The organism is Falsigemmobacter intermedius, assembly GCF_004054105.1.
Lineage (GTDB): Bacteria > Pseudomonadota > Alphaproteobacteria > Rhodobacterales > Rhodobacteraceae > Wagnerdoeblera > Wagnerdoeblera intermedia.
This window is the reverse complement of record NZ_SBLC01000001.1, coordinates 186,199-205,759: the sequence shown is the minus strand read 5'-3', so window position 1 is coordinate 205,759 and position 19,561 is coordinate 186,199. Positions and strand designations below refer to the sequence as shown.

Sequence of the window (19,561 nt, the reverse complement as noted above, 5' to 3'; positions counted from 1 at the left end):
ATGCTCCGCCCCTTTCTGTCCTATCCCGACAAACGCCTGAAAACCGTCGTGCCGCCGGTGGCGGAGATCACCGATGAGATCCGCGCCATCTGGGCGGATATGGTGGAGACCATGGACGCCATGCCCGGGGTGGGCCTGGCCGGGCCGCAGATTGGTGTCATGTTGCAACTCGCGGTGGTGGATTGCTCAGACGAGCGCGGCAAGGCCGTTCTGATGGCGAACCCTGAGATTCTGCATGCCTCTGGCCAGATGCGCGAGCATGATGAGGCCAGCCCCAATCTGCCGGGTGTCTCTGCCGTCATCTCACGTCCCCGCGCGGTGACGGTGCGCTTTCTGAATGAAAAGGGTGAGACGGAGGAGCGCGACTTCGTGCATCTCTGGGCGACCTCGGTGCAGCATCAGATCGACCATCTGCAGGGCAGGCTGTATTTCGACCGGCTGAGCCCCCTGAAGCGCAAAATGCTGCTGGCGAAGGCGGCCAAGCTGAGCCGGAGGTAACCTCTGATGCGTGTCATTTTTATGGGGACACCCGAGTTTTCCGTGGCGGCGCTTCAGGCGCTGGCGGCGGAGCATGAGATCGTGGCGGTTTATTCCCAGCCTCCGCGCCCGGCCGGGCGCGGGCAGCAGCTGCGTCCCTCTCCGGTGCAGGCGGCGGCAGAAGCGCTTGGCCTGGAGGTGCGCCATCCGGTGTCGCTGAAGACCCAAGAAGCTCAGGCGGAATTTGCCGCACTCGATGCCGATGTGGCGGTGGTGGTGGCCTATGGGCTTTTGCTGCCCCAGGTGGTTCTGGATGCCCCTAAACATGGCTGTCTGAACATCCATGCCTCTCTGCTGCCGCGCTGGCGCGGGGCGGCACCGATCCATCGTGCGATCATGGAGGGGGATGCTGAGACCGGGATCTGCATCATGCAGATGGAAGCCGGTCTGGACACAGGCCCGGTGCTGCTGCGCGAAGCGGTTGCGATTGGTGCAGAGGAGACCACTTCGGATCTGCATGACCGGCTCTCTGTGCTTGGGGCGAAGATGATCGTCACGGCCCTTGCGCAATTGCCCGATCTGAAGGCTGAGGTTCAGCCTGAGGAGGGCGTCACCTATGCCAGAAAGATCGATAAGGCGGAGGCGCGCATCGACTGGTCGCTGCCCTCTGAGGTGGTGGCGCGGCGCATTCGCGGTCTCTCGCCCTTTCCGGGTGCCTGGTGTCAGATGGGCAGTGAACGGCTGAAGGTTCTGCGTGCCACGGCGGTCGCCGGCGCGGGCAGCCCGGGCACGATATTGCCCGGGGAGGGTCTGGTGGTTGCCTGCGGCAGCGGCGCGGTCCGTCTCAGCCATGTCCAGCGTGAGGGCAGGAAGGCCCTGCCTGTGGCGGAGGCTTTGCGCGGGCTGAGCCTGCCCGAGCGACTGAGCTAAGCCCCATAGGGCAGCCAGATTGTCCGGCTTCGGGCTGCCCTTTTCAGCATCTCTGTCGTGCCGCTCTGCCACAGGCTGTTGCCACCCTCTGTGAGACAGGGTTTGAGCCTGGCCGCTGAGAGAGCCTCAGCCCTGGCGCTGCCTTGGGCGGTACCGAAAGACCATATTGCGCTGACCTCTTCATGCAGGGCCAGGACCTCTGCCAGCGGCAGCTGTGGTCCGGTCACGATATTCAGCGCCCCCGCCGGAAGATCCGAGAGGGCAAAAACCTGCGCGAGTTTTGCCCCCACATGGGGCGCGGCCTCTGACGGGACGCAGACCACGCGATTTCCCATTGCAAGGGCCGGGGCGGTGAGGGCGATGAGCCGCGCAAGCGGGGCTTCGGGCGGGCAGAGAATGGCAATGACACCCAGAGGATCAAAGCGCTCCAGTGTCAGATAGCCCGGATTCGTCTCCTGCACCCTGCCCTGAATATGACCGGCGAGAGCGGCTGTGGCGAAGAGGCTGCGGATCGCCTCTTCAACCTCCTGGTCTGAAGTGAGGGCGGCGAATTCAGCCTGGCGCTGCCGGAGGTGTTCCGCAACAGACCACAGAGCCTGAGCGCGCTGATCGCTGCTCAGTGCAGGCCAGGCTGTTGCATTCACTGCCGCTTCAACAGCATTGCGGATGTCTTTACGATTTCCGGAAGCGACCCGGGGGCCGCCCGGGACGGCCAGAGACAAACCCGCGTCTCCCGCGGTGAACTTTCCGCCGATCCAATGCTTCAGAGGTGCCTCCTCTCTCGCGCCGGGCCTGCCGGTCACAGTGTCTTCGGACCAGGGAGCGGCGGGGTCAGGCCGCTGAATGCCACCCGCAGCCGGAGCCCTGAGAAAGACCTCCGCCCCCCGGGAGCCGCCCAGCGGATCAAAGCCGATCCCGAAGGACGCCGTGCCGGGATGCCGCTCTCCGATGCAGTTGATCCAGACCTCCGCCGCCTTCACCCGCAATGCAAGATCGCTCGCCACGGTGATCGTCTCGCTCCAGATCGAGGCGGATTGGGGAAAGCGGGCGTGGGCGGCCAGCTGCAGAGCCTCCTCCGCGGTGCGGAAGGCGACAATGGCCTCGGGAGTGCACAACAGCGCCTCATCCGGGCGCCTGGCCAGCCGCGCCTTCAGCCTTGCGGTAAAATCGGCAGCGATCCCCTCCTGCACCAGAAGGCGGGGGCCGCTGTCCCCCGGCCTCATGCGCAGGCTCTCAGCCAGGGCCTCTGCGGCAGCATCGGGATCCGCATCCTCCAGCAGGATAAAGGTGGTGGATCCGGTGATCGAAAGCGCTAGGGCTTTGCCCCGACCCGCAAGGGCTTCGCGGAGTTCTACGGCCGAAGCCGCAGATCCGCAGAAGGCGACCATATCGACCTCAGGATGCCCGGAAAGCAGAGCGCCCGTTTCCTCATCGCCCTGAAGGAGGGTCAGAACACCCGGCGGCAGGCCGCTGTCCTGCGCCAGCCCGGCCAGAAGATCAGCACTGAGCGGCGTCAGATGCGAGGGCTTCAACACCACGACATTGCCTGCCGCCAATGCGGGCGCGAGGAGAGTGACCGCTGTCAGCAACGGGGCCTGTCGCGTGCAAAGCCCGGCGCAGATGCCATGGGGCGAAGCTGCGGAAGAGGCCTCCTCCCGCTGCAGGGCGGAACCTGCGTGGTGGCGCAGAGACTGAATCGCGAGCGGAAGATCCCTCTCACGTAAAGCGCGCAGACTGCCGCCAAGGTTCAGTGCCTCTGTCTCTGCGAAGAGGCGCTCCTGCTTTTGCAGCGCACGGGCCAGGGCAAAGAGGTGACGTGCCCGCCCCTCACCGCCCAGCGCCGCCCAACCCGACTGCGCCTGACGCGCGGAGGCCAGGGCGGCGGAAAGTTCTGCCTCGCGGGCCAGAGGCACGCGGGCCAGTTGAGTACCGGTTGCGGGATTGAGGACAGGGCGCAGGTCGCCCCCCTCGCAGGGGCGGCCATTGATGAAATGGCGCGCGATGGCGCGGGACTCAATCCAGGCTCTCCCCTCATCCAGGCTGTCGTGGACTGTGCTGTAGCTCATCTCGGCCATGATCTCCGCGATCTCGGTCATACTGCCTCCTCAGGCCGGTTCCTGATGATGGAAAGCCGCGTAACGGCCGGTCACATAATGCGAAAGCTGACGCTCTATATCTGCCAGAAGCGAGCTTGCGCCGATGCGGAAAAGATCCGGCTGCAGCCAGGACAGGCCGAGTTCCTCTTTCATCAGAACCTGCCAGGTCAGGGCATCTTTCGACGTCCGCAGCCCGCCTGCAGGCTTGAAGCCGACGATCTGCCCCGTCTGTGCCTGATAGTCCCGGATCGCGCGCAGCATGATCAGTGAGACCGGCAGGGTGGCATTCACCTCCTCTTTGCCGGTGGAGGTCTTGATGAAATCCGCCCCCGCCTGCATCGCCACCATCGCGGCGCGGTAAACCGTGGTGAGCGAGCGCAGATCCCCGGTCGCCAGAATGACCTTCAGATGCGCCTCGCCGCAGGCAGCACGCATCTGTGCGATCTCCTCATAGAGCGCTGCCCAATCGCCGGTCAGCGCATATTCACGGGTGATAACCACATCAATCTCATCCGCGCCCTGATCCACCGCATAGCTGATCTCGGCGAGCCGCAGCGGCAGCGGCGTCAGCCCGGCAGGAAAGCCCGTTGCGACAGAGGCCACCGGCACGCCCGAGCCCTCAAGGGCCTTCACGGCATGGCGCACCATGGTCGGATAGACGCAGACCGCACCCACGGTGACGCTGACCCCCAGCGCCTCTGCGAGATGCGGCCCGAGGGGATCGCGGGCTTTGGCGCAAAGCCGCGCGACGCGGCCTGCCGTGTCATCCCCAGCCAGCGTCGTCAGATCGAGGCACCGCACCGCATTCACCAGCCAGGCGGCCTGATGCGCCCCCTTAAGGCTGCGCAGCCCCGGCAGAGATGCGGCAAGCCACTCTGCCGCCGGGCGGTTCACCACGCGGGAGGTGAAAAGCGCAGGCTTAAACCCGCTGCCCTGATTTCGCGTCACCATAAGCCGCCCCCCTCCTTTCAGGATTTACCCGACACACCGCCGCCGATCAGCCGCTTCGCAAGCCGGATCAGGCGCAGCTTCCCCCCCGTCCAGGGCGGAAAGATCATTCCCAGCGGAGAGAAGCGGTTTTGCAAAATCGCGCGCTGATGCGAAAAGGCGAGGAACCCCCATTCACCATGCGCCGCCCCATGGCCGGAGTGGTTCACCCCGCCAAAGGGCAGGCCCTCGTGGCTATAGTGCAGCACCGTCAGATTGACCCCCACGCCTCCCGAAGAGGTGGAGCCGATAGCCTGGTCGATGAAGGCCTGATCCTTTTCAAAAACATAAAGCGCGAGCGGTTTGGGTCGCGCGTTGATCCGCGCCAGGACCGCCGACAGATCCCGAAAGGGGATCACCGGCAGGATGGGACCGAAGATCTCTTCCTGATCGAGACGCATCTCAGGAGTGATTGCGCTGACAAGCGCCGGAGCGAAGCTCCCCTCCCCGCCCGTTCGCTCCCGGGTCACCTTTGCCCCTGCGGCCTCTGCCTCGCGCAGCAGGGTTTCCAGACGTCCGGCATGACGCGGCGAGATGATGCCCGCCATGGGGCCCTTGTCAATCACACGGGCAATCCTCGCGCGCAGCAGGGGTAAAAACGCGTCACGAATGTCTTCGTGCACAAACAGATGATCCGGCGCGATGCAGGTCTGCCCCGCATTGGTCAGCTTACCAAAGGTGATCCACTCCGCCGCCTTCGCCAAATCTGCTCCGGGACCGACGATCACCGGAGATTTGCCTCCCAGTTCCAGCGTCACCGTAGAGAGGTGCTTTGCGGCGGCCGTCATCACAATGCGGCCCACCTCCGGCGAGCCGGTGAAGAAGATATGATCAAAGGGCAGCGCCAGAAGCTCCGTCGAAGTTTCAACCCCGCCTTCTGCCACCGCCACAAGGTCCGGATCAAAAGCCGAGGCGATGATCTTTGCGATCACCGCCGAAGTCGCAGGTGTCAGCTCAGAGGGTTTCACGATGGCGCTGTTACCGGCGGCGAGGCAGGAGACCAGCGGCCCCAGCGCAAGGTTCAGCGGGTAATTCCAGGGCGCAATGATCAGACAGACCCCCCGCGGCTCGCGCCGGATGCGGGCTGAGGTGCCCATTGTGGTCAGCGTCACGCCCACCCGGCGGTCGCGGGCCCAGGCCTTCACCCGTCGCTGCGCCAGACGGATTTCACTGAGAACCGGCAGAATTTCGGTCAGAAGCACCTCTGCCTCGGGCTTGCCGAAATCCTGCGCAAGCGCCGCGATGATCTGCCCTTCATGGGCAAGGATTGCCCGGCGCAAAGCCTCGAGCGCGTCTTTGCGCGCGGCCGGGTCAAAGCTGAGCCGTCGCTCAGCCACCAGGCGGCGCTGCGCCTCAAAGAGAGTTCCGACAGTCCGGCTCATCATGTCCTCCGCTCTTTGTGCAGCCTGCGCGAGGGCGGCGCGTCTTGCAACAGCCCGCATTCAGGGTCACTTTCAGCACAAACAGAAAGGTGCCCACATGAGCCTCACCCCCCCGTCCCTGAGCGAAGAGCGTCTTGACCGTCTGGCCCGCGTGGCCGTGAAGGTCGGTCTGAACCTGCAGGAAGGCCAGGATCTGATCCTGACCGCGCCGATCTCGGCCGCGCCCCTGGTGCGCCGCATCGCCGCCCATGCCTATCGGGCGGGCGCGGGCCTGGTGACGCCGGTTTACGGCGATGAAGAGGTGGTTCTGGCACGCTATCAGCATGCGGGCGATCACAGCTTCGACCGCGCCACCGGCTGGCTTTTTGACGGCATGGCCCAGGCCTATAAGGCAGGCACCGCGCGGATGGCCATTGTGGGCGACAACCCGATGCTGCTGAGCGGTCAGGACCCGGCCAAAGTGGCCCGCGCCTCGCGGGCCAATGCCATGGCCTATAAGCCCGCCCAGGCGCCGATCGTGAATTTTGACATCAACTGGACCATCGTTGCCTGGCCGGGCATGGCCTGGGCGCAGCAGGTTTTCCCGGATCTGCCGCCTGATGAGGTCCAGGCCGCGCTGGCCGATGCGATCTTCAAAGCCAGCCGCATTGATGGTGACGATCCGGTTGCTGACTGGGCCGCGCACAGCGCACGTCTGGCGGAGCGTTCCGCCTGGCTGAACGGCAACCGCTTTGCGGCCCTGCAATTCACCGGCCCCGGCACCGATCTGACCGTCGGCCTCGCCGATGGCCATGAGTGGCACGGCGGTGCCTCTACGGCGAAGAACGGCGCAGAGTGCAACGCCAATATCCCCACCGAAGAGGTCTTCACCACCCCCCATGCCCTGCGGGTTGAGGGCTATGTCTCGGCCACGAAACCGCTCTCGCATCAGGGAAGCCTGATTGACGGGATCCGCGTGAAATTTGAGGGCGGCAAAATCGTGGAAGCCCATGCCACGAAGGGCGAAGATGTGCTGCAAAAGCTCATCGAAAGCGATGAGGGCGCGCGCCGCCTGGGTGAGGTGGCCCTGGTGCCGCATTCCTCGCCGATCTCGCAGTCGGGGCTGCTGTTTTACAACACCCTCTTTGACGAAAACGCCGCCAGCCATATCGCGCTTGGCCAGTGCTATTCGAAATGCTTCGTCGGCGGCGCCGATCTGAGCGAAGAGCAGGTCAAAGCCCGGGGTGGCAACTCCTCGATCATCCATGTCGACTGGATGATCGGCTCGGGCGAGGTGGATGTGGACGGCATCAATGCCGATGGCAGCCGCGTTGCGGTGATGCGCAAAGGCGAATGGGCCTGACATCTGCGGGGAAAGAACAAAAGGGGCCGGTTATCCGGCCCCTTTTTCGTGAAAAACCCTTTGTTTCCGGTGCATGACGTTTTTGCGGGCATGGAACAAAGAGAGACCCCGGGCCTGCAAAAAAATCCAATAAAATCAGTAAAACCCCGGCCTTTGCCAGAAAGGCCGGGGTGGAACAAACCAGGATCACCCTGCGACAGGCGCTTTCAGCCGCTCCCGCAGCTCGGTTTTCAGGATCTTGCCATAGTTGTTCTTCGGCAGCTCCGTCACAAAGTGCCATTCTTTGGGCCGCTTGAACCGGGCAATGCGTGCGGCGAGATGCGCCTCAAGATCACTCACCTGCAAAGCCTCTCCGACCACGAAGGCCACGATATTCTCGCCCCACTCCGGATCGGGCCGGCCGATGACCGAGACCTCAACCACCCCCGGATGGGTCAGAAGCGCCTCCTCAACCTCACGCGGGTAGACATTGGTGCCGCCGGTGATGATGACGTCTTTGGAGCGGTCGTGCAGCGTCAGATAGCCCGCGCCGTCTAGGGCCCCCATATCGCCGGTGCGCAGCCAGCCGTCACGGATCGTCTCGGCGGTGGCTTTGTCATTTTGCCAATAGCCCGCCATGACCGGCGCGCCCTTCACAAGGATCTCGCCGATCTCACCGGGCGGCAGGGGGCGTCCCTGCGCATCTGCGACCCTGACCTGCACGGAAGTAAAGGCCCGCCCGACCGAGCCGAGACGGCTTTGCCACTCAGGATGGCTGTGGTCTGCCACCTCAGCGCGGCTGAGGGTGGTGATGGTCATGGGGCATTCGCCCTGACCGTAAATCTGGATGAAGATGTCCCCAAAGATCTGTTGAGCCTCGGTGATATCGGCCAGATACATCGGCCCGCCGCCATAAATAACGCTGCGCAGCCCCTGCCCCCTGCGCCCGCTGGCGCGGGCTTCAGCGGTCAGGCGCTTGACCATGGTGGGGGCTGCAAACATGTGAATACGGCCCAGCGCTTCGGCGAGATCAAAAATCTCGGCAGGCTCAAATCCGCCGCTCTCGGGCACGCAGTGGCGCGCACCGCGCACCACATGCGGCAGACAGTAAAAGCCCGCACCATGCGACATGGGCGCTGCGTAAAGCGCCACATCCTCAGCGAAGACCTGATCGACATCGGCCAGATAATCCGAGGTGGCCGCGCCCAGGTTGGCCGCCGTCAGAATGACGCCCTTGGGCCGCCCGGTCGTGCCTGAGGTGTAGAAAAGCCAGCAGGCGGCCTCAGGTCCCATCTCATGCGGCTCGGCGGAACCGGGCTGCGAGAGCATCTCAGCCCAGCCGCTGCTGCCAGGGGCAATCTGCGGCAGACCCCGCGACAGACCCGCCCCCTCTGCAGCGATCACCAGCTTTGCGCCGGAGTTTTCCGTGATCCAGTCAGCCTCTGCGCCATGAAGCTTGGCATTGACGGGGACCACCACGGCCCCGGCCCACCAGATGCCGAATTCTGCCACCAGATAATCGGTGCAGTTCTTCATAAAGATCGCCACACGGTCGCCCGGAGCGATACCCCGCCGCTTCAGCCCCTCTGCGAAGGCCGCAGCCTGATCGCGGAAGGCCGCATAATCGGCCAGACATTGCTGGCCCTGAAAGAGGGCCGGAGCGCTCGGCGACAGATCCGCCGTCCGCTTCAGCCAGAGTGCCGGATTCATGATGTCCCCCCCTCAATTCCTCCGCGCCGAAGTTAAGCGCGGGGAAGCTGCGGGGGGAAGCGTTTTAACGCGCGGGCGGCAGCACGAAAACGCGGGCCGGATGCAACTCGCCGCTTTGGTAGCGGCCGACCGCGACGGCGCGGCCTTCAAAGGCGGCCCAGGCCTCGGTGCCCCAGGGCAGATTACCCAGCACCATTCCGGGATTGCCGTGGCCAAGGCGCACCGCGCCTTCAGGCGTTGCTTCAACGCGCGGCAGACCGGTCAGACCCGCCTCAACGGGCAGCAGCCGGGCTTCGAGTTCCGGCGTGCGCGACAGACGCTCAATCTCATCGGGCGAGATGCCCTCTTCGGCGCGGAACGGACCCGACCAGACCCGGCGCAGCCAGGCCACATGCCCCAGGCAGCCCAGCGCTTCGCCCAGATCGCGCGCGATGGAGCGGACATAGCCGCCTTTGCCGCAGATCATCTCAAGCTCCACCTGATCGGCTGAGGGGCGCGAGATCACCTCGAGCTTCTCAACAAAGAGCGGGCGGGCGGCGAGTTCCATCTGCTCACCTTCGCGGGCCAGGTCATAGGCGCGCTCACCATCCACCCGCACCGCCGAGAACTGCGGCGGCACCTGTTGGATATCCCCGCGGAACTGCCCCAGCGCCGCTTCAATCTCCGCATCCGAGGGGCGGCTGTCGCGGGTGGCGATCACTTCGCCTTCCGCGTCATCGGTATTGGTGGCCGCACCAAGGTTGACCACGAAGCGGTAGCATTTCGTGGCATCGGTGATATAGGGCACGGTCTTCGTGGCCTCACCCAGCGCAATGGCCAGAACGCCGGTGGCCGCCGGGTCCAGCGTGCCCGCATGGCCCGCCTTCTGCGCGTTCAGCGCCCAGCGGACCTTGCCCACAACTGCGGTCGAGGTCACGCCCGCAGGCTTATCCACCACCAGCCACCCCGAGATCGGATTGCCCTTGCGCCCGCGTGCCATGTCAGTCCCCTTTTGCCGGAAGTCCGCCCGATAGCTTCCCGCCCCCTGCGCGTCAACTGCGCGCGACCAGAGACAGCGCCTTCGCCCTTATTTTCCTGGCAGTTTGCCAGCCCATCCGCTTGACCGGACCAGGGATTGCGCCTATAGCCCCGGGGTTCACCGGGGAATCTCCCGCGTGAATCCCGAAGGCATGGCCGATGCCGTCTGATTTCTTCCTCAGACAGCGGCTGAAGCACCGGGTCAAAAAGTATCGCGGCCACACTCCGGCGGGCGCTTTGAGAGGCTCTCTCAGACCGCGGACCCGGACGAAGACCAGGAGTTCCTGGCCCGACATCCCTTCGCGGAAATACCGCGGGCAAACACAGGAGACAGGCGCATGAACCTTATTGCGCAGCTCGAGGCGGAACAGATCGCCGCTCTCGGCAAGACCATCCCGGATTTCAAAGCCGGCGATACCATCCGCGTCGGTTACAAAGTAACCGAAGGTACGCGTTCGCGCGTTCAGAACTACGAAGGCGTCTGCATCGCCCGTAAAGGCGGCGCGACCATCGCAGCTGCTTTCACCGTGCGTAAGATCTCCTTCGGCGAAGGCGTTGAGCGCGTATTCCCGCTCTACTCGACCAACATCGACTCGATCGAAGTGATCCGTCGTGGTCGCGTGCGTCGCGCGAAACTCTACTACCTCCGTTCGCGTCGCGGCAAATCGGCCCGTATCGCTGAAATCACCACCAACCGCGCGAAGTAAGGATCTGAGAGATGAAAGACGGTATCCACCCCGACTACCACTCGATCACCATCAAAATGACCGATGGCTCGACCTATCAGACCTTCTCGACCTACGGCAAAGAGGGTGACACCCTTGCGCTGGACATCGACCCGCTTGCTCACCCGGCATGGACCGGCGGCAATTCGCGTCTGATGGACACCGGCGGCCGCGTGTCGAAGTTCAAAAACAAATACGCAGGCCTCGGCTTCTGAGCCTGAGATCTTCGGATACGGGAAAGGCGCAGCTTCGGCTGCGCTTTTTTCGTTTCTGCCCCCCGGGTTTCGGCTCTGCGCACAATCCCGTTCCGACGTCCGTTCCGAGATCCCGATTGACAAGCGCGGCCCCGCGCCCTCACCCTCGCCGAGGGGGCAGGGCTCACGCCGGGGAGGCTATGATGGCAATGCGTATCCTGCTGGTGGCCGAACATGCATCGCTGCAAATGGGCGGTGAGGCCGCTTTGCCCGTGCATTACTTCCGGCTGCTGCGCGCACGTGGCGTGGATGCTGAGCTGATCGTGCATGAACGCAGCCGCGCCGAGCTGAGCCTGCTTTTCCCGGCTGAAGCGGAGAGGCTCCACTACCTTCCCGATACCTTTCTGAACCGGCTTTGCTGGCAGATGGGACGCAGGCTGCCCGACCGGCTGGCCTATTTCACCTTGGGCTACCTGAGCCGCCATCTCTCGCAGCGCAAAGCCCGACGGCTGGCGCGGGATCTGATCGCGCGAAACCCGCTCGGCTGTGTGGTGCATCAGCCCATCCCCGTCTCCCCCCGCGAGCCGTCTTTGCTTTACGATATGGGCGCTCCGGTGGTGATCGGACCGATGAACGGCAATATTTCCAGGGCAGAGGGCTTTGGAAAAGGCCAAAGCGATGGCCTCGATGCCAAAGCCATGATGGCCCTTTGGCGCCCGTTGCGCCGCCTCGTTCATGCTCTCTCCCCCGGCAAGCTGCGCGCCGCGCTCCTGCTCAGTGCCAACCCGCGAACCACCCTCGCCCTCCGGGAGACCGGCACCCCTGCGCGCATTGTTGAACTGGTTGAAAACGGGATCGACAGCGCATTGTGGCACCCCACGGAACTGACCGGAGAGCCGCCCGAGTTTTTGTTCATCGGCCTCCTGATCGAACTGAAGGGCGCGCAGTATCTGCCGGAGGCCCTGGCACGGATGGACTGCAAAACCGCACGGCTCGGTATTATCGGCGATGGTGTGATGGAGCCTGAGATCCGCGCCAGGGCTGAGGCCCTTGGCGTGGCCGACCGGATCACCTTTTACGGCTTTCTGCCTCAGGCCGAGTGCAACCGGAGGCTGGCCGCGGCCCGCGCCCTGGTGCTGCCCAGCCTGCGTGAGGCCGGCGGCGCTGTGGTTCTGGAGGCCATGGCCTGCGCCCGCCCGGTGATTGCCGCCGATCACGGCGGACCTGCCGATTATATCACACCGCAGACCGGCTGGCTGGTGCCCGTTCCTTCCCCCGAAGCGCTGATTGCGGGCTTCAGCGCCATGATGGACCGCCTGGCTCTGGACGCCGGCGCAGCGCGCACAGCCGGGCAGCAGGCGCGGGATCATGTGCTGCGGCACTACGACTGGGACAGCAAAATAGACACGATCATCGGCCTTTATGAAAGCTGCCTGCTTGCGGAAAAGTGATGCAGGCTTTAGCCGCGAGGGAAGAACTTCGGAGAGAGGCACATGGCGCATATCATCGCGGTCGGCAACGAAAAGGGCGGCTCGGGGAAATCCACGACCTGTATGCATGTGGCGACGGCTCTGGTACGGGCGGGCTTTCGGGTCGGCGCGGTTGATCTGGACCTGCGCCAGCGCAGCTTCGGGCGCTATATTGAAAACCGCATGGCCTATCTGCAGCAGACCGGGCTGAACCTGCCGACGCCCATTCTGCGCGATCTGCCGGATGTGGCTGCAGGCGCGCTGCAACCTGGCGAGAACGCCACTGACCACCGCCTGTCCTCGGTGGTGGCTGAACTTGACCAGCTGTGCGATTTCATCCTGATCGACTGTCCCGGCAGCCACACGCGGCTGAGCCAGCTGGCCCATTCGCTGGCCGATACGCTGATTACGCCCATGAACGACAGCTTTGTCGATTTTGACCTGCTGGCCCGCATTGAGCCTGAGACCGGCAAGATCAAAGGCCCCTCGATCTACGCCGAGATGGTCTGGCAGGCCCGTCAGCTGCGCGCCCAGGCCGGGCTGAAGCCGATCGACTGGATCGTGCTGCGCAACCGCCTTGGTGCCCAGCAGATGCATAACAAGAAGAAGGTCGGCAAAGCGCTGGAAGATCTCTCGCGCCGCATTGGCTTCCGCGTGATCCCCGGTTTCTCCGAGCGGGTTATCTTCCGCGAACTGTTCCCGCGCGGGCTGACGCTTCTGGATCTGAAAGATGTCGGTGTCGAAAGCCTCAGCATCTCGAACGTCGCGGCCCGCCAGGAACTGCGCGACCTGATGAAAGAGCTGCGCCTGCCGGGTTTTGAGCTGAATTTCTGATCCCGCGCCTGCCGGGGGGGCTGCCATAAGATCACGCGATATCTGTCAGAGAATACAGATATTTGACTTATAGCAGCCCGCCGCACACTCTCAGCGCAGACCGAACTGCCATGAGAGATCCATGACCCGCGCTGCCGAAGACACCTTCCAGGACATCCGCGATGCCGTCCGCGCGCTCTGCGCAGACTTTCCCGCCGAATATCACCGCAAAGTGGATGAGGCGCGGGGCTATCCGGAGGACTTCGTCGCAGCGCTGACCAAAGCGGGCTGGATGGCGGCCCTGATCCCTGAGGCTTACGGCGGCTCCGGCCTGGGGCTGACGGAAGCCTCCGTCATCATGGAAGAGATCAACCGCGCGGGCGGCAATTCCGGCGCCTGCCACGGGCAGATGTATAATATGAACACCCTGATCCGCCACGGATCAGAGGCACAACGCCGGTTCTATCTGCCAAAAATCGCCAGCGGCGAGCTGCGCCTGCAGAGCATGGCGGTGACCGAACCCACCACCGGCACCGACACCACAAAAATCAAAACCACCGCCGTCAAGCGCGGCGACCGCTATGTCATCAACGGACAGAAGGTCTTTATCAGCCGCATTCAGCATTCAGATCTGATGATCCTGCTGGCGCGCACCACGCCGCTTGCCGAGGTGAAGAAGAAATCGGAAGGCCTGTCGATTTTTCTGGTCGATGTGAAAGAGGCGATGAAGTCGGGCATGGTGATCCGGCCCATCCTCAATATGGTCAACCATGAGACCAATGAGGTCTTCTTTGATGAGCTTGAAATCCCCGCCGACAATCTGATCGGCGAAGAGGGCCAGGGCTTTAAATATATCCTCACCGGGCTGAATGCTGAGCGCACGCTGATCGCGGCGGAATGCATCGGGGACGGCTATTGGTTCACTGATAAGGTCACCCAATACGCCAAAGAGCGCGTGGTCTTTGGCCGTCCCATCGGCCAGAACCAGGGCGTGCAGTTCCCGATCGCCGAGGCCTTCATCGAGATCGAGGCCGCCAATCTCATGCGCTATGAAGCCTGCCGGCGCTATGACGCAGGGCTCGACTGCGGGGCCCAGGCCAATATGGCGAAATATCTCGCGGCCAAAGCCTCCTGGGAGGCGGCCAATGCCTGCATTCAGTTTCACGGCGGCTTCGGCTTTGCCTGTGAATATGATGTTGAGCGGAAATTCCGCGAGACGCGGCTTTACCAGGTCGCGCCGATTTCGACCAACCTGATCCTCTCTTACGTCGCCGAACATATCCTGGGCCTGCCGAGGAGCTTTTGATGGTGCTGCCGCTGGAGGGGCTGACGGTCATTGCGGTGGAACAGGCGGTCGCGGCCCCCTTTGCCACCTCACGCCTTGCGGATGCAGGCGCGCGGGTGATCCGCATCGAGCGCCCCGAGGGCGATTTCGCCCGTGGCTATGACCGCGCGGCAAAGGGGCAGTCGAGCTATTTCGTCTGGCTCAATCGCGGCAAAGAGGTGGTGGTTGCGGATCTGAGCCTGGAGGCCGACCGCCAGGTCCTGTGGGATCTGCTAAGCGGCGCCGATGTCCTGGTGCAAAACCTGAAACCTGGCGCGCTGGCACGGCTCGGGTTCAGCGCTGAGGCCCTGCAAAAGCACAACCCGCGCCTCATCAGCTGCGTGATCAGCGGTTACGGCGAAAGCGGCCCCATGGCCTCGCGCAAGGCTTATGATCTGCTGATCCAGGCCGAATCCGGGCTCGCCTCACTGACCGGCGGACCGGAGTCCCCGGCCCGGGTGGGAATTTCAGTGGTCGATATCGCCACCGGTGCCACCGCCCATGCCGCGATCCTGGAGGCGCTGATCCGGCGCGGGGTCACGGGCCAGGGCGCGGATATCCATATCTCGATGTTTGACGTCATGGCGGACTGGCTGACTGTGCCGCTTCTGAACGCGGAAGCCGGGCAACCGCCAGGTCGCAACGGGCTGAGACATCCCTCGATCGCGCCCTATGGTGTCTTTGACTGCCGCTGCGGCGGGCAGATTCTGCTGTCGGTGCAAAATGACCGCGAATGGCGCAGCCTGGCGGCTGAGCTTCTTGGCGAGGCTGCTTTGGGCCAGGACGCCCGCTTTGCGACGAACCTGGCGCGGGTACAAAACCGCTCTGAGACCGACGCCCGGGTCGCTGCAGCCCTGGCCGCTCTGAGTGCTGAGGAAGCGGCCGCGGTCCTGAGCCGCGCGGATATCGCCTTCGCCTTTGTGAACGATATGGCGGCCCTCTCGCGCCATCCGCATCTGCGGCGCATCACGGTTGGGACCCCGCAGGGTCAGGTCAGCTACCCTGCCCCCGCCCCCCGCTTTGCCGGGGAAGAGCGTGCCTATGGGGCAGTCCCCAGCCTGCCGCAAAAGCCGCGCCAGGTCTGACACGCGCTGTGCTGGTCGCAGGCGGAGGCAGAGAGTATCCTTTTCCCATCGTTTCCTGAGGATACCCCCATGCCCCGCCCCTCGCTTGTCCTGATCCCCGGCACCCTCAATGATGCGGACCTCTGGCGGGACCAGATCGCGCCGCTGTCGCTGGTGGCGGATGTGACAGTGGCCGATATCACCCAAGGTGAGAACCTTGAGGCCCTCGCCCGCCAGGTTCTGGCGGAGCACTCCGGGGATTTCATCCTCACGGGCTTTTCGCTAGGCGGCATCGTTGCTCAGGGAATCTGCCGGCTCGCCCCGGCAAGGGTCCTCGGCCTTGGGCTTCTGGACACCACCATGCTGCCGGACACGCCGGAAGCTGAGGCCCGCCGCCTCGCCATGGTGAAATCCGTGCAGAACGGCTCCCGCTTTATCGGCATGGGCGACCGGCTGCTGGCAAGCTATCTGGCACCGCAAAATATCAGCAAAGGCGATATCGCCACCCGCATCCAGGCCATGACGGCCCGCCTTGGCGCTGAGGTTTTCATCCGCCAGAGCCTGCTTGAGCGACCGGATACCCGCAGACTTCTGGCCAGCCTGACCTGCCCCGTCCTGATCCTCTGTGGTGAGGAAGACCGGATCACCCCTATGGCCCTGCACGAGCAGATGGCCGCGCTGATCCCGCGCGCCAGGTTCCTGCGCGTAAAAGAGGCAGGCCATATGACCCCGATGGAACAGCCCGAGGTCGTGACCTCTGCCCTGGTCGCCCTGGTCGCTGAAGTCACACGCCAGGACAAAGCCTGAGACAAAGAAAAAGGCGGATCCGAAGACCCGCCTTTTCAATTTTATTGATCCTGCGATCAGGCGAGGGTGCGTTCCACCGTCTCGCGCTCGAAGATCTCGATGACATCGCCCGCACGAACGTCTTCATAACGCTCAAAGGCCATGCCGCACTCCTGACCCGACTGCACTTCTTTGACTTCGTCTTTGAAGCGCTTGAGGGTCTTGAGCGTGCCTTCGTGGATAACCACGTTGTCGCGCAGAAGACGCACACCAGCCGAACGACGGGCGACACCTTCGGTAACGAGACAGCCAGCCACGTTGCCAACGCCGGTGATGCGGAAGACTTCCTTGATCTGCGCATAGCCGATGAAGTGTTCGCGCACTTCGGCTTTGAGCAGGCCCGAGGCCGCCTTTTTGATGTCATCCAGCAGATCGTAGATGATCGAGTAGTAGCGGATCTCGACACCTTTCTGCTGGGCCGACGAACGGGCCATCGCATTGGCACGCACGTTGAACGCCAGGATCGGTGCTTTCGAGGCTTCTGCCAGACCAACGTCCGAGTCGGTGATCGCGCCGACACCATAGTGCAGGATGCGGACACGGACTTCTTCGTTGCCGACTTTTTCCAGCGCCTGAACGATGGCTTCAGCCGAACCCTGAACGTCCGCTTTCACGATGACCGGCAGCTCTGCCACGTTCAGATCGGCTTTGGCTTTCGCCATCAGCTGTTCCAGCGTGGTTGCAGCACCGGCAGCGGCGCGTTTGTCCTTGGTGGTCTGCTCACGATAGTCAGCAATCTCACGGGCCTGCGCTTCGGTCGGAACGACGTTCAGAACGTCACCAGCCGAAGGCGTGCCGTTGAGACCCAGAACTTCGACCGGGGTCGAAGGACCGGCCTCAGTAATGGTTTCGCCTTTGTCGTTCAGCAGCGCACGAACCTTACCCCACTTCTGGCCGACGACGAAGATATCGCCTTTGCGCAGAGTGCCGTTCTGAACCAGAACGGTGGCAACCGGACCACGGCCGACGTCGAGTTTGGCTTCAACCACAGCACCCATACCGTCACGGTTCGGGTTGGCCTTCAGCTCAAGGATCTCTGCCTGCAGTGAGATGGCTTCCAGAAGCTTGTCGATGCCCATGCCCGTATGAGCCGAGACTTCGACGTCCTGGACGTCACCCGACATGGCTTCCACAACGATTTCGTGCTGCAGAAGGTCGGTACGCACTTTCGTCGGGTTCGCCGAATGCTTGTCCATCTTGTTGATGGCCACGATGATCGGAACGCCCGCCGCTTTCGCGTGGTGGATCGCCTCAACGGTCTGCGGCATCACAGCGTCATCCGCTGCAACGACCAGGACCACGATGTCGGTGACATTCGCACCACGGGCCCGCATCGAGGTAAACGCTGCGTGGCCAGGGGTATCGAGGAAAGTCACCAGCTGACCCGAAGGCGTTTTCACCTGGTAAGCACCGATGTGCTGGGTGATCCCGCCGGCTTCACCGGTCGCGATATTGGCTTTGCGGATGCGGTCGAGAAGCGAGGTCTTACCATGGTCAACGTGACCCATGATGGTAACGACCGGCGCACGCGGCAGCAGATTTTCTTCCGAGTCGACGACGGTGTCGATGACCTGTTCCACGTCCGAGTCAGAGACGCGCACGGCTTTGTGGCCGAATTCTTCGATCACAAGCTCAGCAGTATCCGCATCGATGGCCTGGTTCATGCTGACCATCATGCCCATCTTCATCAGGGACTTGACGACATCGGCAGCACGTTCGGCCATCCGGTTCGCCAGTTCCTGAACGACGATGGTCTCAGGCAGCTGCACGTCACGAACCTGTTTTTCGGCTTTCTGGCCGAAACCCATGGCTTTCTGACGGGCTTTTTCCTGCTTGCGCTTCATCGCAGCCAGCGAACGCTGACGACCGCCCTCTTCCGAGGTCGCGTTCGACAGGGTCAGCTTGCCTGCACGGCGACCTTCGTCACCGGTGCGGGCACGGTTGTTGCCACGCTCTTCGCGTTCACGCTCGGCCTTGCGCTGCACGGTGTTTGCCGGTGCAGGGCGGTTCGGGGTCGGGCGCTGTTCATCCGCCGGCGAGCCGGGGGTTGCGGTGGCCGCAGCAACGCGGGCCGGAGCATTGGCGGCGCGGCGGGCAATCTCTGCCTCGCGCTTGGCTTTTGCATCCTCTTCCGCTTTCAGGCGGGCTTCTTCTTCCGCCTTGCGGGCAGCAGCTTCTGCACGCTCACGCTCTTCGCGTTCGCGGGCTTCAAGCTCTTCACGCTTGCGCTGGCGTTCTTCTTCGCGTGCCTTTTCATCAGCAGCACGCTGTGCAGCCTCGTCTGCCTCGCGCGCTTTTGCAGCGCGCAGAGCAGCGAGACGGCGTTCCATCTCAGCATCGGAGATGCCGGCCGGGCGCTTCGAGGGATCCCCGAGAGAATGCGAGGAGCCGCCGGCACCACCGGCACCGCCAGGCTTTTGGGGGACCACAACGCGTTTGCGTTTGACCTCCACAGCAACGGATTTCGTGCGGCCGTGGCTGAAGCTTTGCTTCACCTGGCCCGGACCACGCGTCCCGCCACCCAGCCCGAGGGGTTTTTTGCCGTCAGTATCGCTCATGCGTCTTCGTTTCCTTCCCGGCGGTCCCGCCGCCGACCTGCCTGCGGCTGCACATTTCGCAGCCCCGCAAGCCTTGCCGCTTCGTCTACAACACGTTCGTTGAGACCACCAGCCGCAAGCGCGCCGTGTATGACACGTTCACGGCCGAAAGCCAAACCCAATTCATCAGCGGTCAGGCAGCCGATATAGGCATCCGTTCCGCGCGGGGGACGAAGGCGGGATTTCTCACGCTCCGACCCGTCACTGGCCTGGATCAGGATGTCAGCCTGCCCTTTTTCCAGCCAGTCCTTCACCTTCGACAGACCCGAAACCGCCTGGCCCGCTTTGCGCGCCATTGCGATAAGATCCGCCACTCGTCGTGCCAGGCCCCGTTCAATCAGATCGATGAGATCCGGCGGAACGGTGACCTGAGTGCGGGCAGCACGGGAGAAAAGGCCCTTGCTGACCGCTTTTTCAAGAGCTGCGCGCTCAGATGCGACATAAAAACCGCGCCCGGGCAGCTTTCCGAGCAGATCCGGGCACAGCTCGCCGCCGGGACCCGCAACAAAGCGGATCAATCCGGCTTTCGGCTGGACCTCCCCGGTCGCAATACACTTGCGCTCGGGGTCATCCTGCATCTTCTCTTTGCCACCACGGGTCATCTTACGT

General features: G+C 63.6%; 17 protein-coding genes. 10 read left to right on the top strand and 7 right to left on the bottom strand.

Going from position 1 to position 19,561, the window contains the following annotated elements; translation table 11 throughout:
* Window positions 1–498: a peptide deformylase gene (gene def / locus EP867_RS00955; protein WP_128486334.1), complete on the top strand. Its 498-nt coding sequence runs from the start codon at window positions 1–3 to the stop codon at window positions 496–498.
* A gap of 6 nt (window positions 499–504) precedes the next feature.
* Window positions 505–1,407: a methionyl-tRNA formyltransferase gene (gene fmt / locus EP867_RS00950; protein ID WP_128486333.1), complete on the top strand. Its 903-nt coding sequence runs from the start codon at window positions 505–507 to the stop codon at window positions 1,405–1,407.
* Here fmt and EP867_RS00945 read toward each other — a convergent pair.
* From EP867_RS00945 to EP867_RS00935, 3 genes are read right to left on the bottom strand one after another with little or no spacing between them, the layout of a single operon-like run.
* Complete coding sequence (locus EP867_RS00945; RefSeq protein ID WP_128486332.1) at window positions 1,404–3,503, bottom strand: aldehyde dehydrogenase family protein; 2,100 nt, start codon at window positions 3,501–3,503, stop codon at window positions 1,404–1,406. The genes fmt and EP867_RS00945 overlap by 4 nt on opposite strands.
* 9 nt (window positions 3,504–3,512) lie before the next feature.
* Window positions 3,513–4,454, bottom strand: coding sequence for a deoxyribose-phosphate aldolase (deoC, locus tag EP867_RS00940; protein ID WP_128486331.1), 942 nt, complete (start codon window positions 4,452–4,454; stop codon window positions 3,513–3,515).
* Between the two features lie 17 nt (window positions 4,455–4,471).
* On the bottom strand, window positions 4,472–5,872 hold the full coding sequence (locus tag EP867_RS00935) for an aldehyde dehydrogenase family protein (RefSeq protein ID WP_241656776.1): 1,401 nt from the start codon (window positions 5,870–5,872) through the stop codon (window positions 4,472–4,474).
* A 97-nt stretch (window positions 5,873–5,969) separates the two neighbouring features.
* On the opposite strand from EP867_RS00935, the gene EP867_RS00930 reads away from it, so the two are divergent.
* The gene (locus EP867_RS00930) at window positions 5,970–7,214 is read left to right on the top strand and encodes an aminopeptidase (protein ID WP_128486329.1); all 1,245 of its coding nucleotides are present in this window, start codon (window positions 5,970–5,972) and stop codon (window positions 7,212–7,214) included.
* Between the two features lie 186 nt (window positions 7,215–7,400).
* Here the strand turns inward: EP867_RS00930 and EP867_RS00925 are convergent, their stop codons facing one another.
* Both EP867_RS00925 and truB read right to left on the bottom strand, forming a co-directional pair.
* Window positions 7,401–8,903: a class I adenylate-forming enzyme family protein gene (locus EP867_RS00925; protein ID WP_128486328.1), complete on the bottom strand. Its 1,503-nt coding sequence runs from the start codon at window positions 8,901–8,903 to the stop codon at window positions 7,401–7,403.
* Between the two features lie 64 nt (window positions 8,904–8,967).
* Window positions 8,968–9,882: a tRNA pseudouridine(55) synthase TruB gene (gene truB / locus EP867_RS00920; RefSeq protein WP_128486327.1), complete on the bottom strand. Its 915-nt coding sequence runs from the start codon at window positions 9,880–9,882 to the stop codon at window positions 8,968–8,970.
* 376 nt (window positions 9,883–10,258) lie between these two features.
* Here truB and rplS point away from each other — a divergent pair, with 376 nt between their 5' ends.
* From rplS to EP867_RS00885, 7 genes are all read left to right on the top strand, one after another.
* Complete coding sequence (gene rplS / locus EP867_RS00915) at window positions 10,259–10,627, top strand: 50S ribosomal protein L19 (protein ID WP_128486326.1); 369 nt, start codon at window positions 10,259–10,261, stop codon at window positions 10,625–10,627.
* 11 nt (window positions 10,628–10,638) lie between these two features.
* A complete protein-coding gene (gene rpmE / locus EP867_RS00910; RefSeq protein WP_124965725.1) occupies window positions 10,639–10,860 on the top strand; it encodes a 50S ribosomal protein L31 in 222 nt (73 codons plus the stop codon).
* A gap of 182 nt (window positions 10,861–11,042) precedes the next feature.
* Window positions 11,043–12,290, top strand: coding sequence for a glycosyltransferase (locus EP867_RS00905; RefSeq protein WP_164888726.1), 1,248 nt, complete (start codon window positions 11,043–11,045; stop codon window positions 12,288–12,290).
* Between the two features lie 42 nt (window positions 12,291–12,332).
* On the top strand, window positions 12,333–13,142 hold the full coding sequence (locus EP867_RS00900; protein WP_128486324.1) for a division plane positioning ATPase MipZ: 810 nt from the start codon (window positions 12,333–12,335) through the stop codon (window positions 13,140–13,142).
* Between the two features lie 121 nt (window positions 13,143–13,263).
* Window positions 13,264–14,427: an acyl-CoA dehydrogenase family protein gene (locus EP867_RS00895; protein ID WP_128486323.1), complete on the top strand. Its 1,164-nt coding sequence runs from the start codon at window positions 13,264–13,266 to the stop codon at window positions 14,425–14,427.
* The gene (locus tag EP867_RS00890; RefSeq protein ID WP_174722283.1) at window positions 14,427–15,530 is read left to right on the top strand and encodes a CaiB/BaiF CoA transferase family protein; all 1,104 of its coding nucleotides are present in this window, start codon (window positions 14,427–14,429) and stop codon (window positions 15,528–15,530) included. The genes EP867_RS00895 and EP867_RS00890 overlap by 1 nt, the downstream gene beginning before the upstream one ends.
* A gap of 69 nt (window positions 15,531–15,599) precedes the next feature.
* Entirely contained in the window at window positions 15,600–16,316 is a 717-nt protein-coding gene (locus tag EP867_RS00885; RefSeq protein WP_128486322.1) for an alpha/beta fold hydrolase, read from the top strand.
* A 56-nt stretch (window positions 16,317–16,372) separates the two neighbouring features.
* Here the strand turns inward: EP867_RS00885 and infB are convergent, their stop codons facing one another.
* Together infB and EP867_RS00875 are read right to left on the bottom strand one after the other, a co-directional pair.
* The gene (infB, locus tag EP867_RS00880; protein ID WP_128486321.1) at window positions 16,373–18,913 is read right to left on the bottom strand and encodes a translation initiation factor IF-2; all 2,541 of its coding nucleotides are present in this window, start codon (window positions 18,911–18,913) and stop codon (window positions 16,373–16,375) included.
* A complete protein-coding gene (locus tag EP867_RS00875) occupies window positions 18,910–19,554 on the bottom strand; it encodes an RNA-binding protein (protein WP_128486320.1) in 645 nt (214 codons plus the stop codon). Before EP867_RS00875 ends, infB begins: the two co-directional genes overlap by 4 nt.
* Between the last annotated feature and the right edge of the window lie 7 nt (window positions 19,555–19,561).

Excerpts from the sequence above, each read along its gene's own strand:
- EP867_RS00875 (WP_128486320.1), bottom strand. The coding sequence starts at position 19,554 with ATGACCCGTGGTGGCAAAGAGAAGATGCAGGATGACCCCGAGCGCAAG.
- EP867_RS00925 (WP_128486328.1), bottom strand. The coding sequence starts at position 8,903 with ATGAATCCGGCACTCTGGCTGAAGCGGACGGCGGATCTGTCGCCGAGC.
- rplS (WP_128486326.1), top strand. The coding sequence starts at position 10,259 with ATGAACCTTATTGCGCAGCTCGAGGCGGAACAGATCGCCGCTCTCGGC.
- fmt (WP_128486333.1), top strand. The coding sequence starts at position 505 with ATGCGTGTCATTTTTATGGGGACACCCGAGTTTTCCGTGGCGGCGCTT.
- EP867_RS00890 (WP_174722283.1), top strand. The coding sequence starts at position 14,427 with ATGGTGCTGCCGCTGGAGGGGCTGACGGTCATTGCGGTGGAACAGGCG.
- infB (WP_128486321.1), bottom strand. The coding sequence starts at position 18,913 with ATGAGCGATACTGACGGCAAAAAACCCCTCGGGCTGGGTGGCGGGACG.
- EP867_RS00945 (WP_128486332.1), bottom strand. The coding sequence starts at position 3,503 with ATGACCGAGATCGCGGAGATCATGGCCGAGATGAGCTACAGCACAGTC.
- EP867_RS00895 (WP_128486323.1), top strand. The coding sequence starts at position 13,264 with ATGACCCGCGCTGCCGAAGACACCTTCCAGGACATCCGCGATGCCGTC.
- EP867_RS00935 (WP_241656776.1), bottom strand. The coding sequence starts at position 5,872 with ATGAGCCGGACTGTCGGAACTCTCTTTGAGGCGCAGCGCCGCCTGGTG.
- truB (WP_128486327.1), bottom strand. The coding sequence starts at position 9,882 with ATGGCACGCGGGCGCAAGGGCAATCCGATCTCGGGGTGGCTGGTGGTG.
- EP867_RS00930 (WP_128486329.1), top strand. The coding sequence starts at position 5,970 with ATGAGCCTCACCCCCCCGTCCCTGAGCGAAGAGCGTCTTGACCGTCTG.
- def (WP_128486334.1), top strand. The coding sequence starts at position 1 with ATGCTCCGCCCCTTTCTGTCCTATCCCGACAAACGCCTGAAAACCGTC.
- EP867_RS00905 (WP_164888726.1), top strand. The coding sequence starts at position 11,043 with ATGGCAATGCGTATCCTGCTGGTGGCCGAACATGCATCGCTGCAAATG.
- EP867_RS00900 (WP_128486324.1), top strand. The coding sequence starts at position 12,333 with ATGGCGCATATCATCGCGGTCGGCAACGAAAAGGGCGGCTCGGGGAAA.
- deoC (WP_128486331.1), bottom strand. The coding sequence starts at position 4,454 with ATGGTGACGCGAAATCAGGGCAGCGGGTTTAAGCCTGCGCTTTTCACC.
- rpmE (WP_124965725.1), top strand. The coding sequence starts at position 10,639 with ATGAAAGACGGTATCCACCCCGACTACCACTCGATCACCATCAAAATG.
- EP867_RS00885 (WP_128486322.1), top strand. The coding sequence starts at position 15,600 with ATGCCCCGCCCCTCGCTTGTCCTGATCCCCGGCACCCTCAATGATGCG.